Here is a 24,453-nt window from a genome sequence, read left to right as displayed (position 1 = left end):
CCTCAATCGTGTTGCGCCGCAGCGGGATGCAGTTGAGCTGGACTATCGGGATAGAACTGGTTGGCCCACGTGCGGAACGCCGTGAATCCGTCGTATTCCGACGTCGCCAGTGCCGGGCGCAGGGTGTAGCGCTGGTGCTGCCAGATCTCGATGTCCGCGGCGAACTGGTCGATCACCATCTGGGCGAACTCCTGAGCTTTGCGCTGCGCCTTCTCGCTCTCATCGCCGGGGACCCGGCCGATGTAGACCACGAACCGGATGTCGGAGGTGTAGTCGTCGACCGGGGTGATCGCCGAGATCGTGCGGTTGTCGACCATGCCCCAACTCTTGGTCACCGCTACGCCGAGCCCACCGTTGATGGCTTCTACACCGCTGTTCACGTCATCGATGATCTGGCCCTCGTCGCCCTCGAACGTGATGGTGAAATCGACGTAGGAGACCGGGGTGTCGAAGTCGTGGCGGGTGAACAGCGGCACGATCGGCGTTTGGTGCACGTACTTGAAATGGGCGAAGTCCACCCCGTTCTCGAGGACGTACTGCGGGTGGATCTGCAGCCGGGTTCGAAACAGCCGGGCCTGCGGGTAGTAGTCGGCGGCGCTACGACCATCGTGGAAGTCGGCGAAGATATCCGGAACGTCGAAGTAGGGTTCGCGGCCTTCGGTGTCGTGCCAGATGTAGATCGAGGAGTTGCGCTCGACCACCGGATAGGTGCGGATGCGCCGCCCGCGGTTGGGCCGGTCCTCATAGGGGATACAGACGTTGCGGCCCTCGCTGTTCCACTGCCAACCGTGGAACGGGCATTGGATGACCTCGCCGACCACCGTGCCGCCATGGCCGAGGTGAGCGCCGAGGTGTTCACAGTAGGCGTCCATCACGCTCACCGTCCCCGATTGCGCACGCCAGGCGACCATGTCGAGGTCGAAGTAGGTCATCCGGTGTACCTCGCCCACGTTGATCTCATCGGACCAGGCGACCTGAAACCAACCGGTCGGCTTCATCGGCAGGGCTGGCTTGGGCATGTCGGCGAGTCTAGGAATCGTTCATAGAGGTGTCAATGAAACTCCCGGGGCCGCTACCATCCAGGGGTGGCGGAAGCGGACAGCGCGCGACGAAGGCCGAACCGGCGGGGTTCGGCCACGCGCGAGAACCTGCTCGAGGCGGCCTTGACCGCGTTGGCGTCCGGGGACCCGAGCGCGGTGTCGGCCAACCGCATCGCCAAGGAGATCGGCGCGACGTGGGGCACCGTCCAGTACCAGTTCGGTGACACCGACGGATTTTGGGCCGCGGTGCTGCGCCACACCGCGGACCGGCGGGCCAACATCTTCACCCCGCCCGACCGCCCGGCGAGTCTGCGCGAGCGGGTGTCTCGGATCATCGACACGCTCTATGCAGGGTTGACCAACCGCGACTCGCGCGCGATCGAGAATCTGCGTGCCGTATTGCCCAGTGCGAACACCGAATTGGAACGCCTGTACCCGCAGACCGCTGCCGAGCTGATCTCCTGGCGGCAAAGCTGGCTGGAGACCTGCCAAAAGGCATTTGCCGATCTGCATGTCGACCCGCAGCGGGTGCGTGAGGTCGCCACCCTGATTCCCGGCGCGATGCGCGGCATCGCCTCGGAGAAACAGCTGGGCACCTACGCCGACCTCGACGAGGCTCGCCGGGCGCTGACCAACGCCATTGTGGCCTACCTCGACGACGGCCGTGACCTCCCGTAGCCGGCGCGGCGGGTTTCTGGTGCTCGCCGTCTTGGTGATCGGCGCCGTCCTGGGGGTGGTGATCTGGGATCGCCATCAGGCTGACAAGCGACTGTCCGGCCCATCACCGACGTGGACGGCGACACCGTCGCCCCCACCGCCGCCGGCGACCGGCGCGACCCCAGGCTTCGACCAGGCCCGCGGCCAGCTCGCCGCCCTGCCGGTCAAAGGCTGGGACCGCACCCAGGACTTCCAGCGTTGGCGGTTCGGGCAGGCGTGGAGTGACGACGTCAATGTCGAGTACGGACACAACGGCTGCAACACCCGTGATGACATCCTGCGCCGCGACCTGGCCGACCTGGTCGTGCGCCCCGGCACCTGCTACGCCCAGAGTGGCGTCCTGCGCGACCCCTACACCGGCACCGTCATCGACTTCGTCCGCGGACCCGACACGTCCAAGGCGGTCGAGATCGACCACGTGGTCGCGCTGGCCGATGCCTGGTACAAGGGCGCTCGCAGCTGGGATCCGCAGCGCCGGCTCGACTTCGCCAACGATCCACGCAACCTGCTCGCGGTGAGCCCGAAAGCCAACTTCGACAAGGCCTTCCGTGACGCCGCGTCATGGCTACCGCCCAACGAGGCGTTCCGCTGCGACTTCGTGGCGCGCCAGGTCGGGATCAAGACCGCCTACGGGCTGTGGGTGTCGGCCAAGGAGAAGCAGGCCATGTCCGATGTGCTGGCCCGCTGCTGATGATCACGACCGCCGCGGCGGCCGCGGGAAGAATCCACTCGTTCGTACGACGTAGGCGTCATAGGCCGGGCCGCGGCTTCGGCGCATGTTCTTCTCCAGCAACGCCTTTCCGCTGACCTTGACCAGAAAGAAGCCCATCAGCAGCGGCGACACCACCGTGCCGAATCCGGCCGGATGCCCGAGGGTCAGCAACCACAGCCCGACCCAGACGCACACGTCACCGAAGTAGTTCGGGTGCCGGGTCCACGCCCACAGCCCACGGTCCATGATCTGTCCGGCGTTGGCCGGATCCTTCTTGAACCTTGTGAGCTGGTAGTCGCCCAGGGCCTCGAACGCAAAGCCGACAACCCACACCGCAATGCCCAGTGTCCCAACGACTCCCAGGGCCGCGGGCTGGTACATCGCGAACTGGACCGGTAGCGACACGATGAACAGGATCACCGCCTGAGGCAGGTAGATCTTGCGGGCGACGAAGCCCACCAGTGACCCGGAGCGGTGGCTCATGATCGCGTCGTAGCGCGGGTCTTGGCCGTGCCCGACGTTGCGGATGCCGATGTGCAGCCCGAGTCGCAGCCCCCAGATGGCCGTCAGAGCCAGCACCACCAGCCGGCGGACGTCGTCACCTCCGCTGTGCCGCGAGGCCAGGTAGCTGACCGCGGCCACCAGGACGAACCCCGGTCCCCAGAAGATGTCGACGATCGACTGGTTGCGCACCCGGATCGACAACGCCATGATCGCGGCGAAGTACACCGCGACGACCAGGGCACACAGCAGCAGGTTGACGCCGACAGCGCCCCAGGACAGCTCAGTCCTCCTTGTTGATCAAGCGGGTGAGGGCGGCGCGGTCGGGCTCCAGCAGTTCGGCGATGCGGGCCTGGTTGACATCGGCCACCAGGATCTCGCCGACATCCTTGTGCACATCGCTGAAGATGCCGTGCGCCTTCATCTTGTCGGCCTGGTACACGTTGTCCTCGGTGGGCGTCACGTAGTACACGGCGTCGGCCTTGAACCGGTGCACCATCCACAGGTGGATCACCGTCATCAGCCGCTTCTGGCGCAGCTTCTCGGCGTAGGTGTTCTGATCGCGCACCTGCAGGATGCTGCGGCCATGCCGGTCCTTGATCGGGTCGAAGACCACGTCGGCCAGCTTCTCGCCGTCGTCGGCGCCGTAGATGCCCAGCTCCAGGACATCGGAGCCGGCCCGGCGGGGCCGCAGGCTGACCCGCAGCTTCTCGCCGAGGTCGTAGTGCTCACTCCACAGTGCCAGCCAGTCCTCGAGCAGCTTCTTGGGCACCTCGGTCTGCACCAGGTGCTGGTGCTGGGTGGAGCCCGCACCCATCGCCTTGGTGGTGGCGGTACGACCGGACGAGGCCGCCAGCGCGGCATCGCTGCGCGGTCCGCCGACCAGGGTTTGCGGTGTGCGGTAAGGAGATTCGACGAGGCGCATCTTGCGTTGCAACCGGGCCAGTGCCAGCATGCCGTCCTGACGCAGCGCGGTGGCGAACTCCTCGGCGGCCACACCGTCGATCTGGTGACCGCCGTAGGTCATGAAGTTGAAGACGAAGCCCATCTTGCCGATTTCCTCGGGGAAGGCGCGCATCTGCTCATCGCTCATCCCGGTGGTGTCCCAGTTGAACGAGGGTGACAGGTTGTAGGCCAGCATCTTGTCCGGGTAGACGGCGTGGATGGCGTCGGCGAACTCCTTGGCATCGGCCAGGTCGGCGGTCTTGGTCTCCATCCACAGCAGATCCGCAAAGGGCGCTGCGGCAAGCGATTTGGCGATGGCATACGGGATGCCGCCGCGCACCTGGTAATAGCCCTCGGGTGTCTTGGCCCGCTCGCAGTCCCAGGCGGCGTCGACGCCGAGGGCGCGTGCCTTCTCCCGCGCGGCGTACAGCGAGGCGGTCTTGGCGAATGCCGACCAGTCCGAGACGCTCATGTCGAGCGGTTCGCCCTCGCTCTCGCGGAACTTCAGCAACTCGGCCACGGCGTCGCCATAGGTTTCCAGACCGGCGTCGTCCTGCCAGGCCTCGACGAACCTCGACTCGACCGTGTCGAACAACGCATCCAGCGAGCCCTTGCGGCCGTCGAGCCACGCCGTCGCGGCCTCGCTGACCGCGGTGCCGATCCCGTGTTTGTCCAGCCAGGCGTCGGCCTGTGCGTATTCGCCCTCGGGCAGGGCATAGAGCAGATGACCGTTGAGTTCGGTGACGCCGGAGTCGTAGAAACGGCGCACCATCGCCAGGAAACACGCCTTGTAGGGCGGAATCTTCAAATTGGTGGCCCCGAGCAGGAACGGCTGGTCGCGCTCGTCGGAGCGGCTCTCGACAAGGTTGGCGGCTTCGGCGTCGGTGCGGGCCACGATGATGCCGGGCACCCGCATGATGTCGAGCTGGAAGCGTGCGGTGTTGAGCCGCTTGATCTGCTCATCGGATGGCACCAGCACCTTTCCGCCCTGGTGGCCGCACTTCTTGGTACCCGGCCGCTGGTCCTCGATGTGGTAGCCGGAAACCCCTGCCTCGACGAAACGCCGGATCAGGTTGCGCACGTGTGGATCTCCGCCGTGGCCGGTGTCGGCGTCGGCGATGATGAAGGGCCGGTAGTCGACCGGCGGCGTGGCCGCCCGCTGTTCATCGGTCATCTGCAGGCGAAGGAAGTGTTGGTTGCGATCGGCGGTCAGCAATGCCCGCACTAGGCCGGCGGCCTCGTCGGGAACCTGGCTCAGCGGATAGCTCGCCAGGTCGGGTCCCGGATCCTCGGTCACCGAACCCTTGGCCGAGGTGGCCCAGCCGCCGAGGTAGATGCCCTCGATGCCCATTCGCTTCATCGTGACCGCCTGGCCCGGCGAGTATGGACCAAACGTGGTGATGCTCTTCTTCTGCGCGAACAGTTCCTTGAGCCGCTGGTAGAAGGCGGTCGAGGCCTCCCTGGCGACCGTGTAGTCGACGGGGATGGTGCCCCGCTGCTCCACGACCTGGCGGGCTGTGTAGAGCCGGGTGATCCCGTCGAATCGTGGGCTGTCGAAGTACCGCTGGGTGTCGGCGACCTCCCCGTCGAATCCCGACGGGGTCACTGGGTCCGCTTCGATGATGGACATGAGTTTCTACGCTCCTCGTTGAGCCGGTTCCCGCGCAGGCATCGTCGCCCTGGCGACTCCATCGATTATCCCGACTCCACTGCCAACTGGAGTAGCTTTGGCCGCACTCGGCGGCGCACGCGCCGTCGAACCCGCCACGTGATCGCGGATACCGAATCGTGTTGCCCAGCGGGGGCAAACCGCTTATTCGCCTGCGAGATTTTATTCGTGTGCCCGTCAATATAGCCGTCGCCGCCGCAAACAGGCTGTGCATCAGGGTCATTCACGTAGCTGAGTCGAATTGACGTGATGGCTACAAATAAAGTGCTGGCCAAAGTGCGGCGAATTGCGCGAATGCGCTTCACGCAAATTACCGGCTCGGGTACATTCCTGTGGTCCGCCTCACTGTCATACGACAGCGCAGCGGTGCCGAATCGCAATTCGGGTCGGGGAAGGAGGCGGGATGCGCGGCACTGGTCCTGGGTGGACATCGCGATGAGCTTCGCCGATCGCCCGCCACTCAAGACGGCCGGGCTGGTGACGGTGCTAGTGGTGGCGCTGGTCCTGACTCTGATCTATCTGCAGTTCCGCGGTGACCTGTTGCCGCGCACCCTGCTGACCATGGTGTCCGACCGGGCCGGTCTGGTCATGGAGTCGGGTTCGAAGGTGACCTACAACGGGGTGGTGATCGGGCGGGTCGGCACGGTGTCGTCGATCGACCGCGACGGCAGGTCGGTGGCGCGGGTGACCTTGGACGTCGACTCGCACTATGTGCCCGCCATCCCGGCCAACGTGCGCGCCGACATCAAGGCCAGCACGGTGTTCGGCAACAAGTACGTTGCGCTGAGCGCGCCCAAAGACCCGTCGGCGGCGCGGATCAGCAGTGCCGACGTCATCGATGCCACCTCGGTGACCACCGAGTTCAACACGCTGTTCGAAACGGTCACCTCGATCTCGGAGAAGGTCGACCCGATTGCGCTCAACCTGACCTTGTCGGCCACCGCGGAGGCCCTCAGCGGGCTGGGCACGAAGTTCGGTCGCTCGATCGTCAACGGCAATGCCGTCCTCGACGACGTCAACCCGCAGATGCCCCAGATTCGCTACGACATTCAGCGGTTGGCCAGTCTTGCCGATGTCTACACCAAGGCCAGCCCGGATCTGTGGGATGGGTTAGAGCACGCGGTCACCACCGCCCGCTCGCTCAATGGCCAGCAGTCCGACATCGACGCCGCGCTGCTGGCATCGATCGGGTTCGGCAACACCGGCGGCGACATCGTCGAGCGCGCCAGCCCGTACCTCGTGCGCGCGGCGGCTGACCTGGTGCCCAGCACCCGGCTGCTGGACACGTACAGCCCGGCGATCCTGTGCGGTATCCGCAACATCGCCCAGGCCCTGCCGGATGCCCTGGATGCCTTCGGCGGCAACGGATACTCGTTGAGCACGGTCACCGAGTTCCTCGGCGCGGCCAACCCGTACGTCTACCCGGACAACCTGCCGCGCACCAACGGGCGGGGTGGTCCGGGTGGCGCTCCCGGATGCTGGCAGAAGATCGACCGAAACTTCTGGCCCGCTCCGTATCTCGTCGTCGACGACGGAGCTTCACTTGCTCCGTACAACCACTTCGAGCTAGGCCAGCCGTTGCTGACCGAATACGTCTGGGGCCGTCAGGTGGGGGAGAACACCATCAACCCGTAAGGCTGCTTGGGTCAGGCGGGCATCCCCGCGGTGCCATCGGGCAGTGGTGTGGCATTGCCGACCGGGACGACGCCGGGCGCCGGCGGCAGATCCTCGGCAGGCGGGGGCGGCGGAGCATCGCTGACACCGACGACGTCGGGGCCTGCCGGTGCCGGCGGGGCATCCGGCGCCGGTGCGGCCGGGTCGGTCTGCATTTCCTGGGCGGGCATCGGCAGATACATGTGGTGGGTGAACTGCTTCTGATAGGCCCCACCACCACCGATGCGCACACCGCCGCCTTCACCGCTGGAAACCGGGGTGCCGTCGGGCAGGGTGACTGCGGTGTGGCCGCTGTTCCAGCCGATCACCAGGGAGTTGGGTGCCGTGCCGTAGTGGAACCCACGGGCAAGCAGGGCGGCTTCTTCATTTGCGGTGTGAAACCGGCTGCCGAACGCGGGCCTGCCAGTGGCCACGTTGGACACCCATGAGGCCAGCCCGGAGCAGTCGGTACCGGCGGGACTGTCTCCGCCGGGGATGTACGGCGTTCCCGACACCTGATTGATCAGGGCCAGCAACGACGCGGTCGCGATTCCAAACATGCGTCCGAACGTAACAACATGTTTTCGGCTGCGGCAAAACCCTGTGGTTTCCATCACGTTTCGTGAATTACCATGGCGCACAGCGGGAAAAACGCGATAACTGCGAACATGATCGGCTGCGCATGGTTTGCGCGATAATCGAATTATCGTGGTATGCAACAGGTTTGGGAGCTCTGAACCGCGGATCAACTGAAGGTTTGCACTGGGTAGGGTGATGACGCCGATGTCAACTCGCCCGCTGCCAGCAACGAAATTCAGCTGAACGCGTGACGTTCCCGATACCTCTTAATCGATTAAGTCAACGTGATCCGAGGTTCCGCCGTGATCTTGGGGCCAGACTTCAGAGCGAGCCGGCGCTTCAGTCCTGCGCGCGCACCTGATCCTTGAGCGACGGCACAATCGGCGGTGCGGTGCGCCAATTGGGAACGCCGTCTTCCTCCAGGGCGGCCGGGTAACCGTCGTGCAGCTGCGCCCAATGCGAGTGGTTGAGCTGATGAAGGGTGAAGCAGGCGTTGAGTGCGTTGTAGAACCCCATGTTGTCCACCGATTGGTTCACCGCCTCCTTGGCCAGCAGCGCGGCCATGGTCGGTACCTCGGCGATGCGGCGGGCGAATTGCACTGTCTTCTCTTCGAGTTCGGCTTCGGGGAACACCTTGGACACCATGCCTAGCTGGTAGGCCTCATCCACGGTCAGCGCGTCGCCGGTGAGCATCAGCTCCTTGGTCTTACGCGGCCCGAATTCCCAAGGGTGCGCGAAGTATTCGACGCCGCACATGCCCAGCCGCGTGCCGACGACGTCGGCGAACCGAGTGTTCTCCGCGGCGATGATCAGATCACAGGCCCACATCAGCATGAGAGCAGCGGCATAGACGTCACCGTGAACCTGGGCGATGGTGATCTTGCGTAGATCCCGCCAGCGTCGGGTATTGGCGAAAAAGTGGTGCCACTCCTGCAGCATCATCTTCTCGGCGCCCTCCCGGGTACCCCCGTTGACCTGATAGCTGGGGTGCTGGTCGGGGCCGGGGGTGTATTCGGCGCGATGGGCCGCCGAGCCGAGGTCATGCCCGGACGAAAACATCGGGCCAAGTCCACCGAGGATGACGACCCGCACCTGGTCGTCGGCCTCGGCGCGCAAGAACGCCTCGTTCAACTCGACCAGGAGGCCGCGGTTCTGCGCATTACGAGCCTCGGGGCGGTTGAGCATGATCCGGACGATGCGGCCCTCGTCGAGCTCTTCATAGGTGACGAAGCGTGGATCCTGTGGCATATAGGCATTCTATGCGGACGAGAATGTTGTTACCCGAGCCGGGTCGGCTACGGACGACAACGATGTCCGACCGATTTTTGACGGGTATGGCAAAGGCGCACAGCACAAACGCGCGCGGTGACAGGATGACCCCATGCGTGACTATCTGAAGTTCTACATCGACGGCCGCTGGGTGGACCCGGCCGAGCTGCGCACCCTCGACGTCGACAACCCCACCACCGAACAGGCCGGCGGACGGATCGCGCTGGGTTCCAGTGTCGATGTGGACACGGCGGTCGAAGCGGCCCGCAACGCCTTGGCCGCCTGGTCGATCAGCTCCAAGGAAGAACGACTCGATGTGCTTGCGGCGATCCTCGAGCAGTATCAGAAGCGTGTCGCCGACCTCGCCGAAGCGGTCCACGAAGAGATGGGCGCCCCGCCGGCACTGGCCAAGGGCCCGCAGGTGATGATGGGCCTGGGTCATCTGTCCACCGCGATCGACGTCCTGAAGAACTTCAGCTTCGAGCAGCCGCGTGGTCAGACCGTGGTGGTCAAGGAACCGGTCGGGGTGTGTGGGTTGATCACGCCGTGGAACTGGCCGATCAACCAGATCGCTTGCAAGGTGTTCCCGGCGCTCGCCGCCGGGTGCACCATGGTGCTCAAGCCATCCGAGGTGGCGCCGTTTTCCGGCCAGATATTCACCGAGATCCTCGATGCCGCAGGGGTTCCCGCGGGTGTCTACAACATGGTCTTCGGCGACGGTCCGGGCGTGGGTGCTGCGCTGTCCACCCACCCCGGCATCGACATGGTGTCGTTCACGGGCTCGACGAGGGCCGGCATCGAGGTGGCCCGCAATGCCGCACCGACCGTGAAGCGGGTCAGTCAGGAACTGGGTGGCAAGAGCCCGAACATCGTGCTCGACGACGAGGCATTCGCGCAGAGCGTGGCCGCCGGTGTCGCGGTGATGATGATGAACTCCGGGCAGAGCTGTAACGCGCCGTCGCGGATGCTGGTGCCCAACACCCGGATGGACGAAGCTCTGGCCGTCGCCAAGGCGACCGCTGAGGCGGTCAAGGTCGGCGACCTGGCGGACAGCTCGGCCATCGGGCCCGTTGCCTCCCGCGTGCAATTCGACAAGGTGCAGGGGCTGATCGAGAAGGGCATCGCCGAAGGTGCGACGGTGGTCGCCGGTGGCCCCGGCCGACCGGAGGGGCTGACCACCGGTTACTACGTGCGCCCGACGGTGTTCGCCGACGTCGACAACGACATGACCATCGCCCGAGAGGAGATCTTCGGGCCGGTGCTGTGCATCCTTGGTTACGACGATCTCGACCAGGCCGTCGAGATCGGCAACGACACCGACTACGGCCTCTACGGGTATGTCTCGGGTGCGGACTTGCAGCAGGCGCGCGCGCTGGCCAGGCGGATCCGCGCCGGTGCGGTGAGCATCAACCACGCCTTCGACATCACGGCGCCGTTCGGCGGCTACAAGACCAGTGGTAACGGCCGCGAATGGGGCGAAGAGGGTTTCGCTGACTTCCTCGAGACCAAAGCCATCCTGGGCTACGCGCCAGCCGATTCGGAGTAGGGATTAGCATCGGCGCCCATGCGGGTGCTGGTGCAGCGGGTCACGTCGGCGTCGGTGTCGGTGGACGGTGAGGTGGTCGGCGCGATCCGGCCGGCCGGTCAGGGTCTGCTGGCGTTGGTAGGCGTCACCCACACAGACACCGTGGACATCGCCGTGCGGATGGCTGAGAAGCTCTGGAAATTAAGGATTCTGGACGAAGAGAAGGCCGCCGCCGACGTGGGTGCGCCGGTCTTGGCGATCAGCCAGTTCACCTTGTACGCCAACACCGCCAAGGGACGCAGGCCGACCTGGAATGCCGCGGCCCCGGGTTCGGTGGCCCAACCGCTGGTGGACGCGTTTGTCGCCGGGTTGCGGACGCTGGGCGCCGAGGTGCAGACCGGGCGATTCGGTGCGGACATGCAGGTGGAGCTGATCAACGACGGGCCCGTCACGGTACTGCTGGAACTCTGAACCCGCCCGGCCTTGCCCGTTGGATCCTTGGGTGGATTACCTAGCGCGACAGCCGTTTCGGTGAATTCGGTACGGGGTATCAGGGTACGTGGTTGTATAGCAGACGGGGCGGGAGCGTGAACCTATGCGGTCAGAATTCGTGGATCCGGATGTGCCGGAGGCACTCCGGATCCGGGTGCTCGCCGCCAGCTTCGACGAGCTGACCCGGTGGGGGCTGGAGCGGTTCAGCGTCGCCACGATGTGCGCCCGGCACGGGATCGACGAGAGTGTGGTGGCGCGATACTGGCAAGGCGGACGCCGGCTGGCGCTGGACGCATTGCTCAGCTGGAGCGAGGAACTGCTCGATCCACCCGACACGGGATCGTTGCGCACCGACTTGCAGGCACTGGCCGCGGCTGTGGTCCGTCAGGTGAACACCGAGCTCGGCCGCAGTCTGATGCGGGCGATGGTGGTCGACGACCGGGCCGCCTTCACCGATGACACCCGCATGGAGCTCTGGAAGCAGCGGTTCAACGCGACCCGGGTGATCACCGATCGTGCGGCCGATCGTGGTGAATTGCGCGTGGGCGTGGACCCGCTGGCCGCGATGCAGCTGATCATCGCTCCGCTGAACATCCGCGCGCTCTACACCTGCGAACCGATCGAGGACGCGTACTGGCAGTCCATCGCCGATCTGACCTGGCACGCGATCAAGGCCTGACCGGGGCGCAGCGACGACGACCGAACTGTTACCGGTCCGCGTTCTTGCATCGACATCGGGCGTGAGAACGTAGAGCCCTATGCACACCCACAACTTCGTCACCTACGAGGAATTCGGCCGCCGATTCTTCGATGTCGCGGTGACCGAGGAACGGGTGGCAGCCGCACTTGCCGAGATCGCCGGTGGCGAGTTCGAGATGGGCCCGATGGCGCAAGGGCCGGCCGGACTGGCCAAGGTCTCGGCAAAGGTGCGCATCCAGCAGCCGATCGTGCGGCGCAATGTCGGTGACACCATCACCTTCGGCATTCGCATCCCATTGGTCATCGAACTGGTCGTCGATCTGCGGGTGGACAAGCAGCGGTTCACCGTCGACGGCGATATCGCGCTGCGCGCGACCGCCAGAGCCGCCGAACCGCTGTTGCTCGTCATCGACGTCGCCAAGCCCAGGCCGTCCGACATCGCCGTGCATGTCACTTCCACGTCGGTTCGCGGGGAGATCCTGCGCCTGGTGGCCGGCGTCGACACCGAGATCCGGCGTTTCGTCGCGGCCTACGTCGCCGACGAGATCGACAGCCCGGGAACCCAGCAGGCGAAGGTCATCGACGTCGCCGAGGCGGTGGCTTCGGCCTGGGATGGCAACTGACGTCACGCACCGGGACCGGTGAGCTCCGGCAAACGGCGAGTTTCGCGAATCCGGGTAATCGAGGGCGGTGACCCGCTTAGCTGGTACCTGATGATCGCCACCCAGATCGCTGATCTTCGAGACCGTCGGCTGATGGTGCTTCGCCGTCTGGCTATCGCGGTCTGGGTTGTGGCAGTCGTCTTTCGCACTGCGACAACAGGTCTGGCGTTCAACCGAGAGCTGATCCTGCTCTACGTCTGCACCGGTCTGCTGGCGGCGAGCATCGGGCGGCGCCGGATCCTCATGGTGATCCGGGACTGGTTGCCCTTCGCGGTGGTCCTGGTGGTCTACGACGTGAGCAGGGGAGCGGCCGATCTCATCGGCACGCCCACCCAGTGGGCCTGGCAGCCCGAGGTGGATCGGCGGATGTTCTTCGGTGCGGTACCGACGGTGTGGCTGCAGGAACACCTGAAGATGCCCGCTCCGCCGTGGTGGGAAGTGGTGGTCAGCACGGTCTACATGTCGTTCTTCATCCTGCCGTACGTGGTGGCCGGCGCATTGTGGCTGCGCGACCGCGACGTGTGGAAAGCCTTCGTGCGACGGTTCGTGATGCTGTCGTTCGCCGCGCTCGCGATCTATGCCCTGGTACCCGCGGCGCCGCCCTGGGCGGCGGCACGTTGTCAGTCGACCGAGGTGTCCGGCGGGCCATCGGCTCCGCCGTGCATGTTCCGGCCCGGTCCCGCCGCCGATGGCGGTCTGCTGGGACGGGTCGGCGCAACGCACGACGGGGCGCGGGACTGGGTGGAACGGATTTCGACCCGCGGATTCAACACCCTGCACCTCGATGTGGCCCGAGCGCTCCTCGACGAGGGGCAGGCCAGCGTGAATCTGGTCGCCGCCATCCCATCCCTGCACGCCGGCCTCTCCGTCATGATCGCGGCGTTCCTGTGGGGCCGAGTCAGCCGCTGGTGGCGGCCCGTCCTGGCGGCCTACGTGCTGATCATGGCTTTCGCGCTGGTGTATTCCGCCGAGCATTACGTCGTCGACATCCTCCTCGGGTGGGCGCTGGCGGCCACCGTGGTGCTGGCGATCCGGCGCCTCGAACGGCGGTCAATCGCGGCACCGCCGGGACAGATTCACCGGTCGGCCGACCGCCCCGAGCTGGTTGAGGACATCTTCAACTCGGGCTCGGGGTACCTCCGCGCGCCACTCGGGCATGCTGCCGGACAGAGTTACCGTGCCGGAGCCGAGGTGCAGGTCGGTCAGCATCAGTCCGCTGCCCAGATCCGGTAAGACCACCGGGTAGGCCGGAACCCGCATCGGCAGGCGCCAGCGCCGTCTGCCGACGTGGACCGCCCGGGGGTGCGCAAGCAGCGTCGCGCCCTCGACACGGACGTCGACTTCGATCCACGCCAACCCCGGCCGGCGTGCCCACGCCAGCCGTGCTACGCCGTCCTCCCCGATGTGCCCGGTAACCCGAGGAAAGGTCGATCCCAGCAGGTCGGTCAGGGCCTGCGAGGACATCTGAGCAGTGATCTCCACCGGCGCGGCCACCAGCATCGGCGGGACACCGGGTCGCACGTGCACGTTGCGTAGGATCAGTCGCGCATCATCGAAATGTCTTTGTTTCCAACCGATGTCACTGGCGGTGACTCGGACGTCGTTGAGTTGCCCGACCGCCAGCCGGCGCACGTCGAGTCGGGAGTCGAATTCGGTGATGGTCAGCGTGAGGTCGCCGCTGTCCAGGCGGACGGTGAGGGTGCGGCCCACGACCAGCCGCTTGACCGTGACGAACAGTGTCCGATAGGCCAGCGCCGCACCCGAACTCACCGGCGTTGCGGCCGATGCCCACACCGACGACAGCATGTCCAGCGGCCGCAGAAGATCCCGGCGGGTAGGACCGAGCGATCGCGCCATAAGGCTGTCCATCCTGCTCGGCGGCGCCGGCACGGCGCAACCGTCACCGACGTTTGTGATGTGGGGGCGCGGGTACCCGAGCGCTCGATGACTTCTGTGGTGATCGTCGGCAGTGGGTTCACCGGCTTCGAATGCGCCAGGCGCCTGGCACGCGACCTGCGGCGCAGAACGGCCGGCGTCGAGGTGACGATCATCTCGCCGGTCGACTACATGCTGTACACCCCACTGCTGCCCGATGTGGCGGGCGGCCTGGTCGATGCACGCTTCGTCACGATCCCGCTGGCCGGCACCCTGCCCGGCGTACGGGCGATCCGCGGGCGCGTCGAGAAGGCCGATCTGGCTGGGCGCACGCTGGTCTACACCGATCCCGAGGAACGCCGGCACGGGCTGGGCTGGGATCGGCTGGTCTTGACGCCGGGATCGGTGACCCGGCTGTTCGACATCCCCGGACTGGCCACCCACGCCCGTGGGTTGAAGTCGACCGCCGAAGCGCTGTATCTGCGCGACCATGTCCTCGAGCAGCTCGAACTGGCGACGCTCGACGAGGATCCTGCGGTGGCGGCCGGGCGGCGCACGGTGGTGGTGGTCGGCGCCTCCTATTCCGGGACGGAGTTGATCGCCCAGTTGCGGGCGCTGGCGGATGCGGCAGCCCAGCAGAGCGGATTCGATGCAGGGGCGGTGCGTTTCCTGCTGCTCGACCTTGCCGAGCAGGTGATGCCCGAGGTGGGGCCGAAGCTGGGCGCCGCTGCCATGGGTGTGCTGCGCGACCGCGGTATCGACGTGCGGCTAGGCGCGACGTTGAAGGAAGTGCACGCCGATCACGTTGTGCTCAGCGATGATTCACGGGTGGATACCCGAACGGTCGCCTGGGTGACGGGGGTGACCGCAGCGCCGCTGATCCAGACGCTGGGCTTGCCGACAGAGAAGGGCAGACTGAAAGTCGATGCGCGGCTGCAGGTTCCCGGCCATTCCGACGTCTTCGCGGCCGGTGATGCCGCCGCGGTGCCCGACCTGACGCGGCCGGGCGCGATCACTCCACCCACCGCGCAGCATGCGACCCGGCAGGGAAAGGTACTGGCCCGCAATGTCGCGGCGAGCCTGGGGTATGGCAGTCCCAAGGACTACCGGCACCGCAATATGGGCTTGGTGGTCGACCTGGGACCGCACTACGCCGTGGCCAATCCGCTCAACATCCACCTGTCGGGGTATCCCGCGAAGCTGGTCACCCGTTCGTATCACCTGTACGCCATGCCCAGGGCCGTCAACCGTTGGGCGGTGGGGCTGGCCTACCTGACCGACGTGCTGTTCACGCGCACGGTGGTCTCGATGGGCTTGTCGACCCAAGAGGACGCGCAGTTCAGCGCCAGCGAAGGTATTCCGATGCCGACGGCCGACAAGGCAATTAGCCCACCTGGGTCGGGGTGACCGTGACGACGCCGGGAGCGCCGGGTGTCGGGCGGCTGCCGCCGTCCTGGGTGCTGTCGGTCGGCGCGGTGGCCACTGACGTCGCGGCAGGCTGATCGGGCTGCGCGGCCTTGGTGCAGTTCAGCATCAACTGCATCTTGCCGCTGGCCAGATACTTCTGGGTTTGAACCACGCACTTGGCCTGCGGAACGTCGCTGCCGACCGAACCGCCGAATACCGTCGAGACACCCTGGGCGTGCAAGATGGCGACCGCCTTGTAGTAGGGCTCGCCGAGGACGTTGAGCGTGCCGCCCGCATTGGGGTCGGCGCTGCTGGATCCCATGCCGAGGGCCGCGGCTGCCGACGCCGCCGCAACCGCACCGGCAGCACCGAGGATGAGCTTCTTCACGGAACCTCCGTCTGTGTCTCCGGTCGAACATAGCGCAGTTGTGACACCTGTGAAAAACCTGAAAGCAGGCTCACAGTGATGCGCGACGCCCTCGGCGGGCCCTCGTGGGTCCTCCTGGGGGATCTATCGTCGCAACCTCGCCCGAACGTTTCATCCCGCCGAAAAGTCAGGTGCCCCTCCCAGCGGAGGGGCACCTGAACGCTGCGGCTATTCAGCCGAGTGTGACGACCCGGTGTCCTTCTTGGGCGCGGCCGCGCTCGTGGCCGGCTTGGCCGTGGTCGCGGTGGTGGCGGCATTCGCTGCACGGCGGCTGCCGCCGGTCGCACTGGACTTGGTAGTGCTTCCAGCGGCATCACCGGCTGTGCCGCTGTCGGACGAGCCGGACCCCTTCGAGCCCGCGGCCCCGGCGCTCTCGGCGGCCGAAACGCTCGTGAGCGCGGGAGTCGTGGCCGCGGCCGCCCGGATCTTCGAGCTGGTCAGCGCTGCCGACGGCTGCGGCAGTTGAGTCGCGGGCCCGCCGATGGCCACGTTGATGTTGTTGATCGCCGAACCGATGGCCGAACTGATGCTGCTCGGTCCGCCACCGATCGTGGTGGCGCGCAGGGTGTCGAGGATGCCGGTGGTGCCGAGGGTGCCGTCGATGATCGAGTTCCACATCCCCTCGAGGTTCAGGGTCTGGAGATTGTTCGCGAACTGCTGGCCGGTGGCGATGGTTGCCTGGATGGTCGCGCTGACCGCGTTCACGGTGGCGTTGATGATGCCCAGCACTTGCGACGGCACGACGTTCACCAGCGCTGTGAGGTTTTGGATGGTCTGGTTCACGACCGCGGTGATCTTCGGGATCGTGAAGTCGGTCAGTTCGACGGCGATCGGTTCGATCAGTGCGGTCTGTAGCGCTGTGATGGCGCCCTGGACGTCGCCCTTGAGAAGCTCGGCGGTCGCGGTGACGACGCCACCAGGGACATTCCACAATGAGGCGCCCAGCCCGACTCCGAGCGCGCCTGCGGCGGTCAGCAAGTTGGTGGCATTGCCGATCTGGTTGACCGCGAACGTCCGCAGGATCGGCAGCGGATCGGCGACCGGACCGGAGATCAGTGAGGAGATGTCGTAGACAGTGTGCTCCAGGACCGGGCCGAACACGATGAAGGGATTGTCGAAGGCCACGTTCTGGATAGCCGGGGCGTGCACCGTGGGGATGACATTCGGCTGTGTGATCGGAGTGATCGCGATGGCACTGGCGCCCACCACCGCGACTCCCGCGATGAGCTGCGAACGTAACGAAATCTGCATGCTTGTCCTTCTGGGAGTTTCGGCGGTCGGTATGAACTTACCTGAGAATGCGCTGAGGCTGTGGTATCACAGCAAAGTTTCTTGTCACCAGAGGCTGAACCTGGGGATTTCCGACTCCTCGTCTGTTTTCTGGAAGCGCCAGTTCACGACCCGATGTTGCCGAGCTGGCCAGATCCTGAAGCCGGTTGACGCGCAGATCACTCGACGTGGACCAACTCTGGTAGCAAAAGTTCTTTCCAGCGCCTCAAAATGCGTCTCGGTGCCGTTCCTGCTCGAGCACGGCATCCAGGTCAGCGAGCCTGCGCATCGCCGAGATCGATCGTGCGGTTCGCATGTTGGCTGCCAGTAGATCCTGGTGGCGGTGCACGAAGGCCCAGTAGCCGGCCGTGAACGGGCAGGCATCCTCGCCCAGGCGTTTCTTCGGGTCGAACCGGCAGTGTGCACAGTGATCACTCATCCGGTTGATGTAGGCCCCGCCGGAGGCGTACGGCTTGGTGGCGAGCAGACCGCCATCGGCGTGCTGGCTCATCCCGATGACGTTCGTGGGCATCACCCACGCGAAGCCGTCGACGAACGCCGTGGCGAACCAGTCACTGAGCTCGCGCGGGCGGTATCCGCGCTCCACCGCGTGGTTGCCCAGCACCATCAACCGCTGGATGTGGTGAGCCCACCCGCGGTCGCGGACCCCGGCCATCGCCTGCTTCAGGCATTCCGCCGACACCGCATCGGCGTCCAGCTCGGCCCACCACCGCGGCAGCGGGGTATGCGCATCGAGCCGGTTGTTGCCCAGGTAGTCCGGACCGAAATGCCAGTAGAGATGCCACATGTATTCGCGCCACCCCAGGATCTGGCGGATGAACCCTTCGGCCGCGGCCAGCGGTGCCGTGCCCCGGCGATAGGCCTGCTCGGCGGCGTGCACCGCCTCCAGCGGGTGCAGGACGCCCAGATTCAGCGGAACCGACAGCAGTGAGTGAGCCATCGCCCAATCGCCGCCCATCATGGCGTCCTCGTAGCGGCCGAACAGCGGAAGCCGTTCGTCGACGAACCTGGTCAGTGCCCGACGAGCCTCGGCCGGGGTGACCGGGAACAGCCGGGGGCCGTCCTTGCCGATGGTGTCGAGGCCCATGGCGTCCAGATCCCGGCGCACCGCGACGTCGATATCGTCCTCACGAGGCCGGTACGGTGCCGCGACGTCGAGGGAGTTGCGGCCTTTGGGCGGAGACTCCCGGTTCTCGGTGTCGTAGTTCCACCGCCCGCCCACTGGGTCGGCCCCGTCCATCAGGATGTCGAACCGGCGCCGCTGCTCGCGGTAGAAGTCCTCCATGCGGAACCGTTTTCGCTGTCCGGCCCACACCCGGAAATCCTTGCGGGGCAACGCGAATGTCGGCGTAGGCAGTACGTCGGCCACCAGGCCTTCACGGCGAAGGCGTTCGACGAAATCGGCGGCGGCGAAGGACGTCGGCTCGTGGACGAGGACCGGGCGCCCGTACTCGCGGAGCGCCTGGGTGTAGTTGTCGGCCCGGATCAGGGTGGCTCGATCGCCGAGGTCGGCGGCCGCGTGGCGCAGCGCTGAAAGCACCAGATGCAGCTTCTGGCGGTGGAACCGGCGCCGGCGCAGCGCGGAGGTAGCTTCCACCAGCAGCACCGGCCGGTGCGCGTGGTGGCCGCCGTAGACCTCGGGCCCGAGCTGGTCGGCGAACAGCCACAGCGGGGCGTCGTCGTCGGCGGAGCGCACCGGGGACCTAGCCGCCGTTGCCGCGCAGGATTTCCTCGGCGCATCGCAGCCTGCTGTGGCCTGTCTCGGACATGCAGATGCGCACCGGGGATTCATCCTCCGAGGGGGGTGCCGCGCTGGGGGCCGCAGGGAGGATCGGGTTGGGGATCTCGTTCTGATGGACCGACCACAGATAGCGGTTGGTGTACTGCAGCTGACTGCAGTACACCGTGGCGCCGTCGGCCGTGGTGCCGGTGGCACCCGGTTCCCCGCACCGTGCGCCGATGACGGCGGGCGGTGCCTGGTCGACGGTCACAGTGTCGGTGTCGGTGTCGGTCACCGCCGTCGTCGGCGTGACCGTGTCCGTCGGTGTGGTGGTGGCCGGCGGGGGAGCCGGCACGGGGCTACTGCCGGCGGTGCTCAGTGTCGTCGAGCTGCGCAGGTCGCTGCTCATGACGTCTTCACCGCGGAACCGTCCGGCGACGAACGCCACCGCGACGATCAGCAGCAGCGCGAGCAGCGCCGGGAGCAGAACCCGCGGTCGTGTCCACCATCGGCCCGCGGGGTGCACCGGTTCGGCGCCGGTCGGGGCGGCGTCGCCGATCGGCGTGAGGTGGGTGGCCTCCGGATCGAGACCGAGATCGCCGGACAGCGGAGTAGTGATGTGATGTCCCAGCGCCCGGGCGAAGTCGACGCACCGGTCGAAGCGCTGCGCAGGATCCTTCGACATCGCCTTGCGCAGCGCGGGATCCAGCGTGGCCAGTTCGGGACGGCGCTCGGCCAGGCTGGGTGGCGCGGCGCTGAGGTGCTGACTGATGACCACGGCCGGGTTGGAGTGCGCGAACGGCGGCGATCCGGTCAGCAGGTGATAGGCGGTGGCAGCCAGCGCGTACTGATCGGCCCGGCCGTCGAGATCACGGCCCATCAGCTGCTCCGGGGCGGCATACGACACCGTGCCGACCGTCATGTTGGTCTGCGTCAATCCGCTGGACTCGTTCTCCCAGCGGGCAATGCCGAAGTCCGCCAGCATGATTCGCTGATCGCCTGACTCTGCATGGGTCAGCAGGATGTTGGCGGGCTTGACGTCACGATGCAACAGGTGCCGTTGGTGGGCGTAGTCCAGGGCCTCGGCGACGGCGGTGACGATGTTGAGCACATCGCGCTGAGGCAGTCCGGTCGGGTGACTGCGCAGCAGCTGGGCGGCATCCGTGCCATCGACGTAGTCCATGGCGATCCACAGTTGGCCGTCGACCTCACCGCGATCGTGTACCGCGACGATGTTGGGGTGCCAGAGGGTGGCCGCCATATCGGCCTCACGCTCGAAGCGGGCCCGGAATTCGGCATCGGTACTGACCGAGGCGGGCAGGACCTTCAGTGCATCCCGGCGGGGCAGTCTGGGGTGCTGCGCGAGGTAGACCTCGCCCATTCCCCCCACGCCCAGCAACCGCAGGATGGTGTAGCCGGCGAACGTCTCGCCCTCGGCCAACGGCATGAACCGATCCTACGGGCGAGGAATGGTTCAGCCGACACTCTCCAGCTGCGCGTTGTCCGCATAGCGGCGCAACCGCTCGCGGGTGTCCTCGCGCAGCCCCGCCACCGTGTCCTCGGCGACGCCGAGCACGCGCAGGCTGGCGTCGGCGACGTGTTCCGGCAGGCCCCGGCAGTCGAGTCGAGGTTGACCCGACCACATGTTGACCAGCGACTCGACCAGGCGGAACGGAAGATCGGCGGCGGCGTCGTGGATACCGGTGGTGGCCAGGATCGCCCGGCTCAGGTCCAGATAGCCCAGGCGCAACCGCTCCCGCTCGGTCCAGAACGTGGCCAGTCGGGCTTCCCGCAGCTCCGGGAGCAGGTACAGCGCGCCCAGATTCCACCGCGAGGTCAGTAACTGGGCGCCGTCGTAGGCGGCCAGGGCGTGCAGGCATTGGGTTGGCGACAGGACCGGGTCCGTCGCGCGCAGGTCGGCCAGGAAGCACAGCGTCGGCGTCACGGTCTGGTGAAGCAACGCCGAGAGCAGTTCATCCTTGGTCTTGAAGTAGTGGTAGAGCGAGGCCTGCCGGATGCCGACAGCCTCGGCGATGGCTCGGGTGGATGTGCTGGCATAGCCGCGTGTGGTGAACAGTTCCCCCGCCGCGTCCAGGATCTCGTCTCTTGCGGTCGTGCCCGGCCTGCGCTGTTCGGTCAGGCGGGGGCGGCCCGCCCGCGGTGTCGCCATGGCTCGATGGTGACCCACCCCACCAGGCAAAAACAGATCTGGAGCGTTTCTGTCACACGACAGAAACGTGCGATACCTATCGGTTACGTCGCGATAAGTATTGGTTACGCCAGCGACACCAACCACGACATCGGTACCGCAAAACTGTCAATCGACAGGCTGGTGCCTCATCGTCGAGGACGGCCACCGTGAACCTCTCACCCTCACAGGAGCAAACTAGTGATGGCGAGTACCGCAAGCGTCGCTCTACCGGCGGACGTGGCGGCCGTGCCCGGCGACGGCGCCGCGGTGGCGGTGGTGGACGACCTCCACGTCACGTTCCGGCGGTCCGGCAAGGACGTCCACGCGCTGCGCGGGGTGTCGTTGCAGATCGGGGCCGGCGAAATCATCGGGCTGGTAGGCGAATCCGGCTCCGGTAAGAGCGTGCTGGGCTTCAGCATGCTGGGCCTGCTCGGCACGAAGGCCGCTGTCACCGGAAGTGTCCGGGTCTGCGGCACCGATATGATCACCGGCGAGGCCAAACAGTTGCGCAAGGTCCGGCGGCTGGATCTCGGCGCGGTGTTCCAGGATCCGATGACGTCGCTGAATCCGACCATGCGGATCGGCAAGCAGGTCGAGGAAGTCGCCGGCAGTTCCGATGAAGCACTGAAATTACTTACTGCCGTTGGCATCCCAGAGCCGGAGCGTCGGATGCGGGCATATCCGCACGAACTGTCCGGTGGTCTGCGCCAGCGGGTGATGATCGCCATCGCGGTGGCGGGTAACCCGGAACTCATCATCGCCGACGAACCGACCACCGCACTGGACGTGACGGTGCAGGCGCAGGTGCTCGCGTTGTTGCAACGCCTGCGCAGCGAGATCGGCTGTAGCATCGTGCTGATCACCCACGACCTCGGGGTGGCCGCCCAGATCTCCGATCGCATCGCCGTGCTGTACGCCGGACGCATCGCCGAGATCGGCTCCACCGCACAGGTTCTCGAAGCCCCCGCGCATCCCTACACCTACGGTCTGCTACGGTCACGGCTCACCCTGGAGACTTCACGTGACCACCGGCTGACCGCGATGGCCGGACAGGTTCCCAGCCCGACTGCGCCGCTGCCGGGCTGTGCCTTCGTGCCGCGTTGCGTACTCGCCCGTCCAGACTGCTCGACGACTCCGCCGGAACCCGTCGAGGTCGGCACCGGGCGGGTCAGCGCATGCCTGATCGCGCCACCGGAGATGCGCACCCTGCTCGAAGCCGAGATCGGCTCTCTGGGTGAACCTTTCGCGGACAGCGACGTCACGTCGGATCAACCCCCGGCCGTTGCGGCCAAAAGCGTGACCAAGGCCTTCACCGTGCGGCGGCGCTGGCTGGACCGGTCCGCGTCGCAGCAGAGCAAGTTGCAGGCCCTGCGCGGGGTGTCGCTGACGGTGGAGCACGGCGAATCGGTCGCGCTGGTGGGGGAGAGCGGCTCGGGGAAGTCCACCCTATTGCGCATCATCGCCGGACTGGACACCCCCACCGAGGGTGAGGTCGAACTGGCCGGTGGTCAACGGCCGCAAATGGTCTTCCAGGACGCCGGCGCATCACTGACGCCGTGGCTGTCGGTCGGCGAGCTGATCGGCGAGCGGTTGCGCGCCACGTCGATGTCGCGCAGTGAGCGCAAGCAGGCCGTCGCCGATGTGCTGGACCGCGTCGGCCTTCCGCAGGAGGTCGCCAAGTCCCGGGCAGCGCAGCTCTCCGGCGGTCAGCGCCAACGGGTTTCGCTGGCCCGGGCGACGGTGATCCCGCCACAGGTGCTGTTGTGCGACGAGCCCACCAGTGCCCTGGACGTATCGCTGGCCGCCTCGGTGCTCAACCTCATCGGTGACCTGCGGCGCAGCCTCGACATGTCGGTGGTCTTCGTGACCCACGACCTGTCGGTAGCCCGGGTGGTGGCCGACCGGATTGCCGTCATGTACCTGGGGCGCATCGTCGAGATCGGGCCCGCCGACCAAGTCATCGGCAACCCGACCCACCCCTACACGCAGGCGCTGGTCGACGCGATCCCGGACCTGGGCCGCGACTGCCGCGTGCTGTCCGGGGAACCGGCCAGCCCGCTCTCGCCGCCGACCGGATGCGCCTTCCACCCGCGCTGCCCCATCGCCATCGACGCCTGTGCCGACGCTGCCCTCGACGTCCGGCTGGAGGGCATCCCGGGAAGTCCGCACCAGGTCGCCTGTATCGAACGAAAGGCACGCTGATGGCCGTCGCGATACCCGCGCCAGCATTGCTACGCAGCCGGCAGAGCAGGCTTTCCGCGCTGCCCAAAGATCGTGCTGTCATTGTCAATTGGCTCGGACTGTCACTGATCTTCCTGGTCACCCTGGTGGCGGTCGCCGTGCCGGTGCTGGCCCCGCACGATCCGTTGGTCCCGGTCGGGATGCCCCTGCAGGCCCCCGGCAAGGGCGGCTTCCTGCTCGGCACCGACAGCGTGGGACGTGACATCCTCAGCCGCGTCCTCTACGGCGTGCGGTCCAGCTGGCTGGCCGCCCTGGTGGTCGTCGCCGTCGGCCTGTTCATCGGCGGGCTGGTCGGGCTCATCGCAGGTGCGGCGGGCGGATGGATCGACGCCACGCTCATGCGCATCACCGACGGGTTCCTGTCCCTGCCAGCACCGGTGTTGGCGATCGCGGTCGTCGCGGCCCTCGGGCCGGGCTTCGTGCACACCCTGATCGCGGTGTCGATCGTGTGGTGGCCGTTCTACGCCCGGCTGGTGCGCGGCGAGATCGCCCGCCTCAAGGCCCGCCCGCACGTGGAGGCGGCCCGGCTCTCCGGCGTCGGCCGGGTACGGCTGGCGCTGAGGCACCTGCTGCCCGGCGCGGTCCCCAACGCACTCGTGGCCGCCAGCCTCGACGTCGGCACGTTGATCCTGACCCTGGCGGCGCTGTCGTTCCTGGGCCTGGGGCAGTCGGCGCCGGCACCGGAGCTGGGTGCCGACGCCGCGCGCAACCTGAGCTACTTCCTGCAGCAGTGGTGGGTTCCGGTGATGCCCGGTCTCGGGGTCCTGGTCCTGGCGCTGATCGGCAACGTCGCCGGCGACAGCCTGCGCAACCTGATGAAGACGAACTAGGAGGGCGGC

The 24,453-nt window shown here is 66.7% G+C and carries 21 protein-coding genes; 11 read left to right on the top strand and 10 right to left on the bottom strand.

From position 1 onward, the window contains the following. Positions 1 to 2: 2 nt before the first annotated feature. Positions 3 to 1,019, bottom strand: a complete 1,017-nt coding sequence (locus G6N35_RS07840; protein ID WP_163803746.1) for a Rieske 2Fe-2S domain-containing protein — start codon at positions 1,017 to 1,019, stop codon at positions 3 to 5. Positions 1,020 to 1,085: 66 nt separating this feature from the next. On the opposite strand from G6N35_RS07840, the gene G6N35_RS07835 reads away from it, so the two are divergent. Both G6N35_RS07835 and G6N35_RS07830 read left to right on the top strand, forming a co-directional pair. Next, complete coding sequence (locus tag G6N35_RS07835; RefSeq protein ID WP_163803745.1) at positions 1,086 to 1,718, top strand: TetR/AcrR family transcriptional regulator; 633 nt, start codon at positions 1,086 to 1,088, stop codon at positions 1,716 to 1,718. Beyond that, a complete protein-coding gene (locus G6N35_RS07830) occupies positions 1,705 to 2,448 on the top strand; it encodes an HNH endonuclease family protein (protein ID WP_163803744.1) in 744 nt (247 codons plus the stop codon). Before G6N35_RS07835 ends, G6N35_RS07830 begins: the two co-directional genes overlap by 14 nt. Before the next feature lie 3 nt (positions 2,449 to 2,451). On the opposite strand, the gene G6N35_RS07825 is transcribed toward G6N35_RS07830, so the two are convergent. Together G6N35_RS07825 and aceA are read right to left on the bottom strand one after the other, a co-directional pair. Beyond that, positions 2,452 to 3,198, bottom strand: coding sequence for a DUF1295 domain-containing protein (locus G6N35_RS07825; RefSeq protein ID WP_246224247.1), 747 nt, complete (start codon positions 3,196 to 3,198; stop codon positions 2,452 to 2,454). Between the two features lie 55 nt (positions 3,199 to 3,253). After that, on the bottom strand, positions 3,254 to 5,545 hold the full coding sequence (gene aceA, locus G6N35_RS27065) for an isocitrate lyase ICL2 (protein WP_163803743.1): 2,292 nt from the start codon (positions 5,543 to 5,545) through the stop codon (positions 3,254 to 3,256). A 474-nt stretch (positions 5,546 to 6,019) separates the two neighbouring features. Between aceA and G6N35_RS07815 the strand changes: the two genes are divergently transcribed. Beyond that, positions 6,020 to 7,219, top strand: coding sequence for an MCE family protein (locus tag G6N35_RS07815; RefSeq protein ID WP_163803742.1), 1,200 nt, complete (start codon positions 6,020 to 6,022; stop codon positions 7,217 to 7,219). Positions 7,220 to 7,230: 11 nt separating this feature from the next. Here G6N35_RS07815 and G6N35_RS07810 read toward each other — a convergent pair whose 3' ends face one another. Both G6N35_RS07810 and G6N35_RS07805 read right to left on the bottom strand, forming a co-directional pair. After that, positions 7,231 to 7,797 (bottom strand): C40 family peptidase, encoded by a 567-nt coding sequence (locus G6N35_RS07810; protein ID WP_163803741.1) that lies wholly within the window; start codon positions 7,795 to 7,797, stop codon positions 7,231 to 7,233. 358 nt (positions 7,798 to 8,155) lie between these two features. After that, positions 8,156 to 9,064: an enoyl-CoA hydratase gene (locus G6N35_RS07805; RefSeq protein WP_163803740.1), complete on the bottom strand. Its 909-nt coding sequence runs from the start codon at positions 9,062 to 9,064 to the stop codon at positions 8,156 to 8,158. 133 nt (positions 9,065 to 9,197) lie between these two features. Here G6N35_RS07805 and G6N35_RS07800 point away from each other — a divergent pair, with 133 nt between their 5' ends. From G6N35_RS07800 to G6N35_RS07770, 6 genes are all read left to right on the top strand, one after another. Further along, positions 9,198 to 10,631: an aldehyde dehydrogenase family protein gene (locus G6N35_RS07800; RefSeq protein WP_163803739.1), complete on the top strand. Its 1,434-nt coding sequence runs from the start codon at positions 9,198 to 9,200 to the stop codon at positions 10,629 to 10,631. 18 nt (positions 10,632 to 10,649) lie between these two features. Further along, positions 10,650 to 11,081 (top strand): D-aminoacyl-tRNA deacylase, encoded by a 432-nt coding sequence (gene dtd, locus G6N35_RS07795; RefSeq protein ID WP_163803738.1) that lies wholly within the window; start codon positions 10,650 to 10,652, stop codon positions 11,079 to 11,081. 124 nt (positions 11,082 to 11,205) lie between these two features. Beyond that, entirely contained in the window at positions 11,206 to 11,781 is a 576-nt protein-coding gene (locus G6N35_RS07790; protein ID WP_246224246.1) for a TetR-like C-terminal domain-containing protein, read from the top strand. A gap of 79 nt (positions 11,782 to 11,860) precedes the next feature. Then, positions 11,861 to 12,424: a hypothetical protein gene (locus tag G6N35_RS07785; RefSeq protein WP_163803737.1), complete on the top strand. Its 564-nt coding sequence runs from the start codon at positions 11,861 to 11,863 to the stop codon at positions 12,422 to 12,424. Between the two features lie 90 nt (positions 12,425 to 12,514). Then, positions 12,515 to 13,696: a phosphatase PAP2 family protein gene (locus tag G6N35_RS07780; RefSeq protein WP_163803736.1), complete on the top strand. Its 1,182-nt coding sequence runs from the start codon at positions 12,515 to 12,517 to the stop codon at positions 13,694 to 13,696. A 711-nt stretch (positions 13,697 to 14,407) separates the two neighbouring features. After that, a complete protein-coding gene (locus G6N35_RS07770) occupies positions 14,408 to 15,745 on the top strand; it encodes an NAD(P)/FAD-dependent oxidoreductase (protein WP_163803735.1) in 1,338 nt (445 codons plus the stop codon). On the opposite strand, the gene G6N35_RS07765 is transcribed toward G6N35_RS07770, so the two are convergent. From G6N35_RS07765 to G6N35_RS07745, 5 genes are all read right to left on the bottom strand, one after another. Next, positions 15,723 to 16,133 carry a hypothetical protein gene (locus G6N35_RS07765; RefSeq protein ID WP_163803734.1) on the bottom strand — a complete coding sequence of 137 codons (411 nt, stop codon included), beginning with the start codon at positions 16,131 to 16,133 and terminating at the stop codon, positions 15,723 to 15,725. The two genes, G6N35_RS07770 and G6N35_RS07765, sit on opposite strands and share 23 nt — an antisense overlap. Positions 16,134 to 16,340: 207 nt before the next feature. Beyond that, on the bottom strand, positions 16,341 to 17,423 hold the full coding sequence (locus G6N35_RS07760) for a hypothetical protein (protein ID WP_163803733.1): 1,083 nt from the start codon (positions 17,421 to 17,423) through the stop codon (positions 16,341 to 16,343). A 244-nt stretch (positions 17,424 to 17,667) separates the two neighbouring features. Continuing rightward, entirely contained in the window at positions 17,668 to 19,158 is a 1,491-nt protein-coding gene (locus G6N35_RS07755; RefSeq protein ID WP_246224245.1) for a cryptochrome/photolyase family protein, read from the bottom strand. Positions 19,159 to 19,165: 7 nt separating this feature from the next. Next, a complete protein-coding gene (locus G6N35_RS07750) occupies positions 19,166 to 20,629 on the bottom strand; it encodes a serine/threonine-protein kinase (protein ID WP_163803731.1) in 1,464 nt (487 codons plus the stop codon). Between the two features lie 27 nt (positions 20,630 to 20,656). After that, positions 20,657 to 21,352 (bottom strand): TetR/AcrR family transcriptional regulator, encoded by a 696-nt coding sequence (locus G6N35_RS07745; RefSeq protein WP_163803730.1) that lies wholly within the window; start codon positions 21,350 to 21,352, stop codon positions 20,657 to 20,659. A 222-nt stretch (positions 21,353 to 21,574) separates the two neighbouring features. Here G6N35_RS07745 and G6N35_RS07740 point away from each other — a divergent pair, with 222 nt between their 5' ends. After that, positions 21,575 to 23,575 (top strand): dipeptide ABC transporter ATP-binding protein, encoded by a 2,001-nt coding sequence (locus G6N35_RS07740; RefSeq protein WP_163803729.1) that lies wholly within the window; start codon positions 21,575 to 21,577, stop codon positions 23,573 to 23,575. Further along, the gene (locus G6N35_RS07735; RefSeq protein ID WP_163803728.1) at positions 23,575 to 24,444 is read left to right on the top strand and encodes an ABC transporter permease; all 870 of its coding nucleotides are present in this window, start codon (positions 23,575 to 23,577) and stop codon (positions 24,442 to 24,444) included. The genes G6N35_RS07740 and G6N35_RS07735 overlap by 1 nt, the downstream gene beginning before the upstream one ends. Positions 24,445 to 24,453: the final 9 nt, after the last annotated feature.

The sequence above is a fragment of the Mycolicibacterium anyangense genome (assembly GCF_010731855.1).
In the GTDB taxonomy this organism is placed as follows: Bacteria; Actinomycetota; Actinomycetes; order Mycobacteriales; family Mycobacteriaceae; genus Mycobacterium; species Mycobacterium anyangense.
The sequence above is the reverse complement of the archived record's forward strand: the minus strand, read 5'-3'. Positions and strand labels throughout refer to the sequence as shown.